The following is a 12,873-nucleotide window of genomic DNA, read 5'->3' as shown; positions in this document are numbered from 1 at the left end:
AATAGCGGCGTTCTGGTCGGTGCCGCGTCCTCTGCTAGGTTTCTGATCATCGCCTTTTGTCACCCCACCCTCAGGCATTCGGGCAAGGAAGCAGCCGGTACGAAGAACAGGCCAACCAGCCCTTCGAAAAGGGCTTCCCGACCGAAGCGACGGCGCGCTGTCTCATCGACGAACTGGTGTTCCAGCGCTACGTACAGTCGTATCTGTGGGCGTGAGTGGGCCTGGGACAACGTTACCTAGGGCTCTTCTTCTGAAGAGCCCTAGGTCGATTTCAAATACCGATATAACGTCTGGCGACTGATATCGAAATCACGCGCCAGCCGGGATTTACTTTCTCCCGCGCGGGCGCGCTCAATTAAACTTACAACCTGATTGTCGGACAGTTTCTTCTTTCGACCTCGGTAGGAACCCCGATTTCTTGCAGTTGCAATACCGGCGGCCTGTTTTTCGCGCAGTGCCGCGCGCTCGAACTCTGCAAGCAACTCCATGGCCGCGACGATGGGGCCCGCAACTTCACGGCCGTCATCTCGGAATGTCAGGTTTTCATCCACAAACTTGAGCGTGACCTGTTTTTCGATCAAGCGGCGAATGAAGTTGCACAACTGCTCGGTATTGGCCGAAAGCGAGGCCATGCTGTCCACGATCACGGTATCCCCGCACTGCAGGTAACGCAGCAGCTTTTCAAAGCCTGCGCGGTGGGTGGCCGTGTCTGCAGGGGCATCGTAAAACACCGCGTCGAAGGCATCGGGGCTGGCTGGGCTGGGTACGCTGGCATCGGGTTTCGGTGAGGCGAGCCGGCAATATCTGATGCGATGCAATCTCATGGTGCCTCCTTGGCAATACTTGTACGGCGTCGTTTTATAACTGTACAACCTGTAACTAAATTAAAAATCCTTACACGTAACTGTCACGCTGAACCCACCCAAAATACACAGTTGCAAAGACTTTTACTTGCCTTATCATTTTGAAGCTTGAAAGGATCTTAACAAGCTTCACGCAAGCAGTCGATTTGCGTTTATATAATGCGCGCATGCATTCACCTACCCGTTGTATAGCCCGAACAATTGACGCGGCCGGTTTGTCCTGGCGGGGGATTGTCCGACACAAACAGAGGATGAGGTATGAAAGTCTTGGAGGCAGCAATGGAACTTGAACGCCCCACTACCGATCAGCAAAAGATTGATCATGTTACCCGGCGTATTACCGAACATGGTAATTACCTGCGCCAGCGCTATCCGATCCTGCAACATCAGAATGCGCTGGGCGCAGGTGTCATGGCGGTGTCGCTGATCGGCATGGTGGTGAGTGGGGGCTCTACCTGCAGGGGGCCATTCCTGCCTGGGGCTGCATTCTGATCAACGCGCTGCTGACCTCGTTCATTCATGAAATAGAACACGATCTGATTCATCGTCTTTATTTCAGAAAACAGCCGCTGGCGCACAATGCCATGATGTTTTTATGCTGGTTGGCTCGGCCGGGAATGCCCAGCCCCTGGTTAAGGCGAAGTTTGCACTTTCATCACCATAAAGAGTCAGGCACCGAGACGGATGTGGAAGCCTGGATCACCACCAGTGGCAGCCCCTGGGGTGTACTGCGGTTGTTGAAACTGGTGGACGGGTTCATCTTCGGTTTTCTCAATGCGGTATTTGCCCCAGGCTGGCGGGAAAAAGTCCGCTTGCTGGTCAAGATCGTCCGGCTCAATACACCCTTCGGGCTGTTGTACTGGGGTTGCTGGTATGTGTTTCTCGGCTACCACCTGTATGCCTGGCTTGGGGCGGTCAGCGGGCACGAGGTGCACAGTTCCGCGACCACACTGGCGGTGATGGATGTGGTCAACAGTGTGGTCGTGATTCTGGTCGCGCCCAACCTGATCCGGCAGTTCTGCCTGTTTTTCATCAGTTCGAACATGCACTATTACGGTGATGTGGCACCGCGCAATGCGCTGCAGCAAACTCAGGTCATGAACGCCTGGTGGCTATGGCCGTTTCAATTGTTCTGCTTCAACTTCGGCAGCACCCACAGTATTCACCACTTCGTTGTCAGGGACCCGTTTTACCTGCGCCAGATGACCGCGCCTTATGCGCATCAAATCATGGCCGAGGCCGGTGTTCGGTTCAATGACTTCGGCACCTATAAACGCGCGAATCGTTATTCCCTGGCGCACACGCACACGCGCTCGCGTGGATGAACGTTCCATCAACCTGTGTGTTTGAGGGGGCGCCCCAGGGGGCGCAGTCGATAGTCAGGTTCACGAGCCAACAGTAATGCGTTCGGGTCTGTCAGGCGCCGAGACAATCATTGTCGCCTGGCAGGTCTGCTACGCAGCAACGTCGCTCGGTTACAGGGCAACATTTCAACGACGAGGAAGACGAGGCATGAAAGCGCAAGGGATATGTGCCCAGCCCTTCGAGGCGGTCCGGCAGGCCTTCGAAGCGATGTTCGATGATCCGCAGGAGCGGGGTGCCGGGCTCTGTGTGCAGGTGGACGGGGAGCGGGTCGTCGACCTGTGGGCCGGTGTGGCGGACCAGGAGGGCGGCAGGCCCTGGACGCACGACACGCTGGCCAACACCTTCTGTGTTGTAAAACCCTATGTGGCAGTGGCCATCCTGATGCTGGTCGAGGCGGGCCGGCTGGAACTGGATGCGACGGTGGCCCGCTACTGGCCCGAGTTCGCCCGCAACGGCAAGGCCAGGGTCAGTGTGCGTCAGGTGATGAACCACACCGCTGGCCTGCCGGCGCTGCGGGGCCCCGACCATAACCCGATGATGTATGACTGGGAGCACATGGTGCGGGTGCTGGAAGACGAGCCGCTGTGGTGGGAACCGGGCACCGACCTGGGCTACGGCACCACCACCTTTGGCTGGATTCTGGGCGAGCTGATTCGTCGGGTGGACGGGCGCGACCCCTGCGCCTTCATCCATGAACAGATGCTGGACCCCCACGGCCTGGACGTGCACCTTGGCGTGGACGAGACGCAGTTTCACCGTATCGCTCGCTTCGACAGTGCCTCCGGGCGCGTTGGCGACCCCTACTCGCAAGCGCTGCGCACGGTGGTGAAGAGCGAGCCCTCGCATATCGCCACATTCGCCTTCACCAACCCCGGCTTGGTGCCCCGGCGCACCAGTGACCCGCGCTGGTGGGCCTATCGGCAACCCGGGGTGTGTGGCCATGCCACCGCTCACGGCCTGGCCGGTTTCTACAGTGCGCTGCTGGCGGGCCACTTCATCGGCCCTGAACTGCTCGACGAATTCACCCGAGAGCACAGTCATGGCATGGATCGGGTATGGATGCGGCCAATGCGCTACGGGCTGGGCTGCATGCTGGAGCAGCAAATCGACCCGGCGGCTACCCACGCCATGGGCCCGGACACCTTCGGCCATATCGGGCTTGGCGGCCCGATCAGCTTTGCCGACCCCGAGCGGCGCGTGAGTTTCGGTTTCGTCACCACGACCTCGGGCGGCCACAGCATGATCGATCCGCGCCCCGGCCGGCTGTCAGCCCTTGTCTATGCGGCGCTTTGAGCGCGGCGCCAGCGTGCAGCGGCAGTTGCCCGCGGGTGGCGTCGCTCACCTCGAGCCAGCAGGGATGTCCCGCGGCTGATCCACATCCCTGATGACACCCGCATCCTCCACCGGCACCTGGACGCAGGCGTCGTGCGCGCCGCGCACGATGTCCTTTCCGCCCTGATCGCCCTGCAGGCATGCCAGGGCCGGCCAGAACTGTCGACCGAAGATCACCGGATGCCCACGCACCCCGTGATGCAGCGGCAGCACGATCTGCCGGGCGTTGCACAGGGCCTTCAACTGCTTGAGCGTCTGCCCCTGCACCCAGGGCATATCGCCCAGCAACACCGCCACGGCCGGGGCCGGTGACTGTTCCAGCGCACGCACCCCGGCTGCCAGGCTGCTGCCCATGCCCTGGTCGGCCTGCTCGGCCCACAGAACCCGTACCCGCCCGTCAATTGCCAGGTTCGCGGGATCGTCCCCGGGCCTGAGTACCACCCGGACGTCGTCGAACGCCTCCAGTGCCCGTGCCAGCGTGGCTGCCAGCAGCGTTTGCCCCGACGCCAGCCGTGCCAGGCGCTTGTCGCTGCCAAAGCGCCTGGCACGGCCTGCAGCCAGCACCAGGGCGATGCAGTCACCCTGGGTGCGCACAACACGACGCCTGAGTCAGTGGCGGGTGCTCCACCCGGGGCTGGGTCGGCCCCGCGCCGACAGCGCCGGGCAGGGGTACGCCGTTCTTCACCGCCAGCACCTCGGCCATCACGCTCACCGCAATCTCCCCTGGGGTCTTGCTGGCGATGTAGAGCCCGATGGGCCCATGCAGGCACCGCAGCGATTCCGGCGTCTGGCCAAAATGCCCGATCAAGCGCTGGCGGCGGCTCTCGCTGTTGCGCCGCGAGCCAATCGCCCCGATGTACATCGCCGGCCCGCGCAGCGCTTCGATCAGCGCCAGGTCATCCAGCCTGGGGTCATGGCTCAGGGCAATCACGCAGGTGCGAGCATCCACCGCAAACGCGCGCACCACGTCGTCCGGCATGCCCATCAGCTTCTCTACCCCGGCGACCATCCACACGTCCATGTGCTCGGGCCGCGGATCACACACCGACACCTTGAACCCGTTGAACAGCGCCATCACCGCCACGTACTCGGCCAGCACACCGGCGCCGATCAGCAGCATCCGGTAAGCCGGCCCCAGCGGGTTGCTCAGCCGCTGCCCATCGAAGCTGAACGGTGCATGGGGCTGGTCGGCCTGCACCGTCACCTCGCCCGAGGCCAGGTCAAGCTCGCGGCGCATCAGTACTCCCTCATCGAGCAGCGCCAGCAAACGGCCCAGCGCCTGCGCGCAGGGTGCGAACTCCAGCACCAGTTCCAGGGTGCCGCCACATGGCAGGCCGAACCGGTGCGCCTCGTCCGCACTCACGCCGTAGCGCACCACCTGTGGCGCGCCGCCGGGTATCCCCGGCCCGCCATGGAGGCTGCTGTACCGGTCAATCAGGTCGTCCTCGATGCACCCGCCCGACACACTGCCCACCGCGCGCCCGTCCTGCCTGAGCACCATCATCGAGCCCACCGGTCGCGGCGACGAGCCCCAGGTGCGCACCACGGTGGCCAGCAGGCAGCGCTCGCCGCCGGCAAGCCACTCCCGGGCAGTTCGCAGCACCAGCAGGTCAATGCTTTCCATGGGGTGTCCTCGACAGGCGTTGCAATGGCATGGGGGCTTCCTGGTTGTGATGCTCAACGCATCTGCAAGATGATCGGGTTGCTGCTGGCCGGCCCGGTGTGCTCGCGCAGCTTGCCCACCGCCTTGGCCTCTACCGCGCCACCATGATTGCCCCAGGTGCTGCGCACAAAACTCAGCACCTCGGCGATCTCCCGGTCCGACAGCTGTTCGCGAAATGCCGGCATGCGGTAGGCGTCCGGCACGCCCGCGGCGACGATGCGCTGCGAGCCGTTCAAGGTGATGTTGATGGCCGATGCGTCCTCCCTGGCCAGCGCCGAGGTGGCGCCGGCCAGGGGTGGCATCCACTCGGCCTGGCCGCGCCCGTCCAGGCCATGGCAGGTCGCGCAGCGGCTCACGTAGGTGTGGGCGCCGGGGGCCGTGGATGTGGCCGACAGCTCGCTCGCCTGGTACTGCCATGCCGGCCCGTCGCGGCTGGGGTCGCCGGGCAGCGACTTGAGGTAGTGCGCGATCGCGCCCAGGTCTTCGTCGCTCATGAACTGCGTGGAATTGTTGAACGCCTCGGTCATCGAGCCGTACACCACCGCGTGCCGGTTGCGCCCGTGCTTGAGGAAGCTGACGATATCCGCCTCGTTCCAGCGCCCAAGCCCGGTGTTGGGGTCGTTGCGCAGGCTCGGCGCATACCAGCCATCCAGCAGCCCGCCGGCCAGGTACGTCTTGCTGGCCTCGTTCAGGCCCTTCTCGTTGAAGGCCAGGCCGCGCGGCGTATGGCAACTGCCGCAGTGGCCCGGCCCCTGCACGATGTAGGCGCCGCGGTTCCACTGCGCGTCCTGGTCCGGCTTGGCCGGGTAGGGCGCGGGGTCGGTGAACAGGCCGTTCCACAGCGCAATCGGCCAGCGCAGGTTCAGTGGCCAGGGGATTTCGCTGGGCTTGTTGGCCTGCGCCGCCGGGCTCACCCCGTGCATGAAGAAGGCATACAGCGCGCGGATATCGTCGTCACTGAGCTTGGCGTACGAGGGGTAGGGCATGGCCGGGTACAGCCGGCGACCGTCCGGGGTCACCCCATGGCGCACGGCGCGGTCGAAGTCGGCCAGGCTGTAGGCGCCGATGCCGGTGGCGCGGTCGGCGGTGATGTTGGTGGCGTAGATCGCGCCCAGCGGGGTGGACATCTTCAGCCCGCCGGTAAACGGCGCCGCCTCTGGCAGGCTGTGGCAGGCCACGCAGTCGCCCAGCCGCGCCACGTACTCGCCGCGTTGCACCAGGGCCGGGTCTGGCGGTGCGGCACTGGCCTGGGCTGCAAACGGCGAGGCCGGTGTGCGGGTCACGTACCAGGCCAGCACGGCTGCGATGACGAGGCACAGCAGCGCGAAACAGCCCAGCGTTGTTGCGAGTCGACTCTTGGTCATGTGCGCGATATCCCTGATCGAGGCCTAGCTGAAGGTGTAGCGCGACAGCGGCATGCTGCGGATGCGCTGGCCGGTCAGGTGCGCCACCGCATTGGCCACCGCCGGGGCCACCGCCGGCAATGGCGGCTCGCCGATACCGCCCATCTTCGCGCCGCTCTCGACGATGCGTACATGCACCCGCGCCATGCGCTGCGCCGACAGGATCGGGTACAGGTCATAGTTGCGCGCGCGCGGCTGGCCGTTCACGTACACCGCTTCCTCCACCAGTGCCTGCGACAGCCCAAGCGACACCGCGCCATTGACCTGCGCCTCGATGATCGCCGGGTTGACGATGCTGCCGGGGTCGATGGCCTCCCAGATATCGTGCACTTTCACCTGGCCCTGCTCGATGGACACCTCGGCGATCACCGCCGCCTCCGAGCCGAACGGCGAGGCCATGGCCACACCCCGAGCGCGCCGCGAGCCGTCCTCGGCGGTGAACGGGCCGCGCTTCCAGCCACCGGACAGATCGCCCACCGACTGCAGCAGGTTGGTCAGGCGCTGGTTGTCGCGCAGCAGGTGCAGGCGCAGTTCGAACGGGTCCTGCTTGCCCTTGTCGGCCAGCTCATCGAGGAACGCCTCATAGAAGAAGTCATTCAGCGAGTTGCCCACCGAACGCCAGTAACCGAGCATCGCCGGGCCTTTCACGTAGACCTGGGCGATACGTTTGCTGGGGATGGCGTAGGCCTTGCCCGACAGCCCTTCGAGTGCGGTGGGGTCGATTTTCTCGCCCTGCTTGCCGGCGATGGCTTCGGTGGGGCCTTCGGTGGCGCTGACTGCCTCGATGGCCACCGGCAGGCCCTGGGCGTCGAGTGCGGCGCGGAACTTGACCACGGCCATGGGGCGCAGCACGTCACGCAGAAACTCCTCTTCGCGGCTCCAGATCAGCTTGACCGGGCGCCCGACTGCCTTGGCCAGCAGGATCGCCTGCGGGTAGGGGTTGGCGCTGTCGTACAGGAAGTGGCGGCCGAAAAAGCCGCCCAGCAGCGGCGAATGCAGGGTGATCTGCGCCGGGTCCAGGCCGGTGCGCTTGGCCATGTCGGCGCGGAACATGTCGGGCGCCTGGTTGGGCAGCCACACCTCCAGCGTGCCGTCGGGGTTGAAGCGCGCCAGGGCCGAAGGCGGCTCCAGCTGTGCATGGTTGAGGAACTGGTTGTGGTAGGTGGCCTCCACCTGGGTGGCGGCGTCGGCAAAGGCTTTGCCGAAGTCGCCTTCATTCTCTTCGTCGCGGGCCGGGCCGGTGGCCGCGGCCAACTGGTCGCGAAAGGCGTCACTGGAAAAGTCCGCAGGCATCTGGCGCACCTTCGCGTCGGCCGATGCCTCCAGCCACTGCACCTGTACGGCCTCCACCGCGCGCTTGGCGTGCCACCAGCGCTCGGCCACCACGGCCACCGCACCGGGCAGCCGATGCACCGAATGCACGCCCTTCATGGCTTTCACCTGCGCCTCGTTGCGCAGCTCGCCCACGCGCATGCCCAGGCGCGGTGCATGCTGCACCGCGGCATGCAGCATGCCGTCGACCTTCACGTCGATGCTGTACACGGCCTTGCCGGTGGACTTGTCATAGGCGTCCACCCGTTGCACCGGCTTGCCGATCCAGCGGAACTGGCTGGGGTCGCGCAGCGTCACGCTGGCAGGGTCTGGCACGGGCAGGTCCATGGCCTGGGCTGCCAGTTCGCCATAGCCCAGCGTGCGCCCCGACGCGGCGTGTATCACCCGGCCGGGCTCGGTGCTCAGGTCGCCCACCGGCACGCCCAGGCGCTCGGCAGCGGCCTGCAGCAGCATGGCGCGGGCCAGGGCGCCGAGGCGGCGCATGGTCGGGTAGCTGGTGCGCACCGACATGCTGCCGCCGGTGATACGCATGCCGTTGTCCATCACCACGTACTGCTCGCCGGGCGGTGCGCTGTCGATCAAAAAGGTGGCGGGGTCGGCATCGAGCTCTTCGCCCACGATCTGCGCCATGGCCGTGAAGATGCCCTGGCCGCCCTCCATGAACGGGCTGAGCAGGCGGATGCGGCCGTCCGGGCGGATCTCCAGGAAGGCCGGCACCTGAGTGCCGGGCGCCGCTGCGTTGCCCGTGGCGGCCTGCACACGGCTCAGGCCCAGGGGCAGGCCGAAGCCCAGCACCAGTGCGCCCACTGCCGTGCCGGCGCTTGCCAGCAGAAAGCTGCGGCGCGAGATATTGACCGGCTCGCCCACAGGGAAGGGCTGGGCCACGCCGGTAACGCGCAGGCTGTCGTTCATCAGGCGTTCTCCTGCGCGGCGGCCACGTCGTGCACGGCGGCATGGATGGCGTTGTAGGTGCCGCAACGGCACAGGTTGACCATTGCGGCAGCAATCTGGGCATCGCTCGGGTGCGGGGTGTGCTTGAGCAGGGCAGTGGCCGCCATCACCTGGCCCGACTGGCAGTAACCGCACTGGGCCACCTGGTGCCTGACCCAGGCGCTGACCACGCGCTTGCCCACGGCGTCGGCCTCCACGGCTTCGATGGTGGTGATTTCGCGCCCCACCACGCCGGCCACCGGGGTCACGCAGGCACGCACCACGGCGCCGTCCACCAGCACCGAGCAGGCGCCGCACTGGGCCAGGCCGCAGCCGTACTTGGTACCGGTCAGGCCCAGGTCATCGCGGATCACCCACAGCAGGGGCGTGTCCGCGTCAGCATCGACCTCGTAGGTCGTCTGGTTGATTCGCAGTTGCATGGCTCACCCGTCATCAGTCGGTCAGGTTGATTTCTTATGGGCGTGGCCGTGCGCAAGGCGCAGGCCACCCATAGACGCTAGCACACGGGGCGGCGGGGGCCGTTGAAGGGGCGGGTCAGGTGACGATCAGCAGGGGCTGGCCAGGTCCAGCTTGGCCACGATGGCGCCGGTGAAGAAGTCCACCACCTCGCCACGATGGCTCAGCACGTGGTCGCCAAACCAGTCAGCGGCCAGTCGCGCCTTGGGCATGATGGTGGTCTCGGTATGGCCGGTGGCGGTTGCGATAATGAGATCGCCGGCGAGCGTGGAGCTGTCGGTGGGCGAGGTCGGCAGGCACAGGTGGCTGCCGGATTCGTTGAACAGGATCCGGCCCGAGCCGACATGGCCATACGCACTGACGTCCTTGGTCCATACCGTTGCGCCCTCGCGGTCGCAGCACAACAGCCGGTTGTTTTCCCCGGTCACGAACAGGTACTGCCCGTCGCGGGAAAAGCGCAGGCTGCGCACCTTTGCCTCCAGCGGCACGCTGACCCTGCCGACTTCGCCGCTGGCGCAATCGACCGTCAGCACGCCATTGCGGGCACGCTCGTCGGGGGCCCAGAGCCTGCCCAGCAGCGGGTCGATGCTGCCGAACCTGGCGTCCACGTCACGCTCCACAGGGTCGCTGTGTTCACCGCTGTCCAGGTCGATGATCACCGGGCGTTTCTTGCCATTGGCCACGCTGACCAGCGCGTAGCGGGCGCTGGGGTCGAAGCGTGCCCAGTACGACAGCAGGTTCTGGGTTGCATGCAGCGGCGCGCCGTCGTGCACAAGGTTCAGCCGCGAGCGGCTGGCCCCGCGCACCACCAGCCACTTGACCCCGCTCAGCGCGATGCGGCGTTGGTCGCGCGCGATGTCCCACACGCTGTCGTCGGGCTGGGCGAAAGTCGGCCGGCTCAGGGTGCCGGTGTCGGGATGGTACTGCACGAGGCAGGGCGGGCGAACGGTGTCGTCCTTGTCGAAGAACACCAGGCGGCGCGGTACATCGATGTACATTGGAACTCCCAGGGCCAGCGTGCGAAACGATGCAGGATAAAGCCTGATTGCGCTGGGCAAAAGCACTTGCTCATGACAGTTCTGCCAGGCAGCGCTCCAGGATATCCAGCCCACGCTCCAGCACGTCTGCCTCGGCGGTCAATGGCGCCAGCAACCTGATGATGTGCCGCGCCTTGCCCGCCGGCATCAGCAGCAGCCCGGCCGCGCGTGCCTTCTCCAGCACCTCGGCCAGCTGCGCGGTGGCCGGCTTGCCTTGTGGCGTGACCAGCTCGATGCCGCGCATGGCGCCCACACCGGTCAGGCGCCCGAGGTACGGCGTCAACCCGCGGGCCTTCCACGCTTCATACCGCCCGACGATGGCGCGCTCCTGCAACTCGCCCCAGGTCGCCAGGTTGGCATCGCTCATCAGTTCCAGGGTCGCCAACCCTGCCGCACAGGCCAGCGGGTTGCCCGAATAGGTGCCGCCCAGGCCACCCTTGGGCAGGCTGGCCATCAGCTCGCGCCGGCCTACCACCGCTCCCAGCGGCACGCCGCCGGCAATGCTCTTGCCCAACAGCAGCAGGTCCGGCTCGATGCCCAGCCGCGGGAAGCCGAAGCGCTGGCCGGTGCGGCCAAAGCCCGACTGGATCTCGTCGATGATGATCAGGATGCCGTGTGCATCGCAGAACGTGCGCAGGGCCTGGGCAAAGGTGGGGTCCATTGCCAGGAAGCCGGCTTCGCCCTGCACCGGCTCGAAGATGAAGCAGGCCACTTCGTTGACGTCGATCTCGACGCTGAACAGGCGCTCCAGCGCCTGCATCGCCTGCTCGCCGGTCACGCCGTTGTCGGCGCTGGGGTAGGGCAGGTGGAACACCGGGCCGGGCAGCACGCCGACCTTCTGCTTGTAGGGTGCCACCTTGCCATTGAGGTTGAGCGTGGCCAGGGTACGTCCGTGGAAGCCGCCATCGAAGGCCACCACCGCCGTGCGCCCGGTGGCGGCGCGGGCCACTTTCAAGGCGTTCTCCGCCGCCTCGGCGCCACTGTTGGTGAGCATGCCTGCCATCGGGTAGCTCAGTGGCACGAACGCTTCCAGGCGTTGCATGAACTGCACATAGGGCCCGTGCGGGACGGCGTTGAACGCCGCATGGGTCAGTTGCGTGGCCTGGTGCTGGATGGCGCTGACGATCGCCGGGTTGCAATGCCCCAGGTTGAGTACGCCGATACCGCCCACGAAGTCGATGTAGTGCTTGCCATCGGTATCCCACACCTGGGCATTGCGCCCGTGTGAAAGTGTAATGGGATGCACAATGGAAAGAGATCGGCTGATTGTTTCGTGCGTCATGGGCAAGTACCTGGGTGACGGAAGTTTTTATATATCTAAGCCAACATCCGGCAAACGCCACAAGCGAAATAAAGTCGAGCAATCATTCCGTCAAATCGTGATCCTGCCCTGTATCCACTCGACGAACGCCTTCACCTTCGGCACCTGCGCCGCATGCTCGGCATGGGCGATGAAGTGCGCGCCCTCGCTGGGCATGGTGTGCGCCCAGGCCACCACCAGCTTGCCCTCGGCCAGTTCTTCGGCCACCAGGTAGCGTGGCACCAGGGCGATGCCGCAGCCGGCCTGGGCCGCGCGGATGCACAGGTAGAAGGTGTCGAAGCGCGGCCCGTGGTAGCTGTGCTGGGACTGCAGGTCCTGCTGCAGGAACCACTCGTGCCAGGCCTCCGGGCGCGAGGTGCATTGCAGCAAGGGGTGGCGGGCGAGGTCTTCGGCGCTGCGTGGCAGCGCTGCCGCGATCAGCTCGGGGTGACACACCGGCACCACCTCTTCATGGAACAGCTCGATGCAGGTGGCCCCCGGCCAGGTGCCCTGGCCGAAGAAAAACGCGATGTCGGCCTTGTTGTTGAGCAGGTCGAAGGGTTCCAGCTCGCTCTTGATGTCCAGATGGATGTTCGGGTGCTGCCGGCTGAAACCGTGCAGGTTGGGCACCAGCCAGCGTGCGCCGAAGGTGGGCTGGGTGGCCACGGTCAGCACCTGGGTCTCGCCGCCGTAGGTCAGGATGTAGCGGCTGGAGATGTCCAGCTGGGTGAGGATCTTGTTCACCTCGGCCAGGTACAGCGAGCCTGCAGGGGTCAGGTGCAGGCGCCGGCGCACGCGCTGGAACAGGTTGTGGCAGAGCATCTCCTCGAGTTGCGCCACCTGCTTGCTCACCGCGCTCTGGGTCAGGTGCAGCTCCTGCGCGGCGCGGGTGAAGCTCAGGTGGCGGGCCGCCGCTTCGAAGCATTGCAGGGTGGTGGTGGAGGGCATCAAACGCTTGGACATCGAGGGCACCGGGCAGATGAAAAGGACTGAGTTCATTCCATGGAGGAATCATGTGGTGATAAAAGGTCGTTTGTAAGCAGCCTGTTCGCAGATTAATACTGACCTGCGTCAATCATTTCAACTGCTAGTTTCGATGCCCCGAGGGACCGGGAAAAGTGCGTCCGAAACTTATCGAAAAGAGGCCGATCAGTACCCGTTACATTACGTT

The 12,873-nt window shown here is 65.2% G+C and carries 10 protein-coding genes and 1 pseudogene; 2 read left to right on the top strand and 9 right to left on the bottom strand.

What is annotated here, in order from left to right:
* Positions 1-260 precede the first annotated feature (260 nt).
* Entirely contained in the window at positions 261-824 is a 564-nt protein-coding gene (locus KH389_RS15145) for a recombinase family protein (protein WP_043862978.1), read from the bottom strand.
* A gap of 297 nt (positions 825-1,121) precedes the next feature.
* Between KH389_RS15145 and KH389_RS15140 the strand changes: the two are divergent.
* Together KH389_RS15140 and KH389_RS15135 are read left to right on the top strand one after the other, a co-directional pair.
* A pseudogene (locus KH389_RS15140) lies at positions 1,122-2,188 on the top strand (fatty acid desaturase).
* Between the two features lie 187 nt (positions 2,189-2,375).
* Complete coding sequence (locus KH389_RS15135; protein WP_213605767.1) at positions 2,376-3,521, top strand: serine hydrolase domain-containing protein; 1,146 nt, start codon at positions 2,376-2,378, stop codon at positions 3,519-3,521.
* Between the two features lie 45 nt (positions 3,522-3,566).
* Here the strand turns inward: KH389_RS15135 and KH389_RS15130 are convergent, their stop codons facing one another.
* The 8 genes from KH389_RS15130 to gcvA form a co-directional block, all read right to left on the bottom strand.
* The gene (locus KH389_RS15130) at positions 3,567-4,154 is read right to left on the bottom strand and encodes a nucleotidyltransferase family protein (protein WP_244988640.1); all 588 of its coding nucleotides are present in this window, start codon (positions 4,152-4,154) and stop codon (positions 3,567-3,569) included.
* The gene (locus KH389_RS15125; RefSeq protein WP_213605766.1) at positions 4,138-5,184 is read right to left on the bottom strand and encodes an XdhC family protein; all 1,047 of its coding nucleotides are present in this window, start codon (positions 5,182-5,184) and stop codon (positions 4,138-4,140) included. The genes KH389_RS15130 and KH389_RS15125 overlap by 17 nt, the downstream gene beginning before the upstream one ends.
* Positions 5,185-5,237: 53 nt before the next feature.
* On the bottom strand, positions 5,238-6,587 hold the full coding sequence (locus KH389_RS15120; protein WP_213605765.1) for a c-type cytochrome: 1,350 nt from the start codon (positions 6,585-6,587) through the stop codon (positions 5,238-5,240).
* Between the two features lie 24 nt (positions 6,588-6,611).
* Positions 6,612-8,870, bottom strand: coding sequence for a xanthine dehydrogenase family protein molybdopterin-binding subunit (locus tag KH389_RS15115; RefSeq protein ID WP_213605764.1), 2,259 nt, complete (start codon positions 8,868-8,870; stop codon positions 6,612-6,614).
* Positions 8,870-9,328, bottom strand: coding sequence for a (2Fe-2S)-binding protein (locus KH389_RS15110; protein WP_123752490.1), 459 nt, complete (start codon positions 9,326-9,328; stop codon positions 8,870-8,872). Before KH389_RS15110 ends, KH389_RS15115 begins: the two co-directional genes overlap by 1 nt.
* Before the next feature lie 126 nt (positions 9,329-9,454).
* Positions 9,455-10,363: a YncE family protein gene (locus tag KH389_RS15105; protein WP_213605763.1), complete on the bottom strand. Its 909-nt coding sequence runs from the start codon at positions 10,361-10,363 to the stop codon at positions 9,455-9,457.
* 70 nt (positions 10,364-10,433) lie between these two features.
* Positions 10,434-11,684 carry a 2-aminoadipate transaminase gene (locus KH389_RS15100; RefSeq protein ID WP_054915403.1) on the bottom strand — a complete coding sequence of 417 codons (1,251 nt, stop codon included), beginning with the start codon at positions 11,682-11,684 and terminating at the stop codon, positions 10,434-10,436.
* A gap of 90 nt (positions 11,685-11,774) precedes the next feature.
* Complete coding sequence (gene gcvA / locus KH389_RS15095; RefSeq protein WP_043862969.1) at positions 11,775-12,665, bottom strand: transcriptional regulator GcvA; 891 nt, start codon at positions 12,663-12,665, stop codon at positions 11,775-11,777.
* Positions 12,666-12,873: the final 208 nt, after the last annotated feature.

The organism is Pseudomonas qingdaonensis (genome assembly GCF_018398475.1).
Lineage (GTDB): Bacteria > Pseudomonadota > Gammaproteobacteria > Pseudomonadales > Pseudomonadaceae > Aquipseudomonas > Aquipseudomonas palmensis.
This window is presented reverse-complemented; position numbering and strand designations above follow the sequence as displayed.

Coding starts and splice junctions, on each gene's coding strand:
- KH389_RS15145 (WP_043862978.1), bottom strand. CDS start 824: ATGAGATTGCATCGCATCAGATATTGCCGGCTCGCCTCACCGAAACCC.
- KH389_RS15135 (WP_213605767.1), top strand. CDS start 2,376: ATGAAAGCGCAAGGGATATGTGCCCAGCCCTTCGAGGCGGTCCGGCAG.
- KH389_RS15125 (WP_213605766.1), bottom strand. CDS start 5,184: ATGGAAAGCATTGACCTGCTGGTGCTGCGAACTGCCCGGGAGTGGCTT.
- KH389_RS15120 (WP_213605765.1), bottom strand. CDS start 6,587: ATGACCAAGAGTCGACTCGCAACAACGCTGGGCTGTTTCGCGCTGCTG.
- KH389_RS15115 (WP_213605764.1), bottom strand. CDS start 8,870: ATGAACGACAGCCTGCGCGTTACCGGCGTGGCCCAGCCCTTCCCTGTG.
- KH389_RS15110 (WP_123752490.1), bottom strand. CDS start 9,328: ATGCAACTGCGAATCAACCAGACGACCTACGAGGTCGATGCTGACGCG.
- KH389_RS15105 (WP_213605763.1), bottom strand. CDS start 10,363: ATGTACATCGATGTACCGCGCCGCCTGGTGTTCTTCGACAAGGACGAC.
- KH389_RS15100 (WP_054915403.1), bottom strand. CDS start 11,684: ATGACGCACGAAACAATCAGCCGATCTCTTTCCATTGTGCATCCCATT.
- gcvA (WP_043862969.1), bottom strand. CDS start 12,665: ATGTCCAAGCGTTTGATGCCCTCCACCACCACCCTGCAATGCTTCGAA.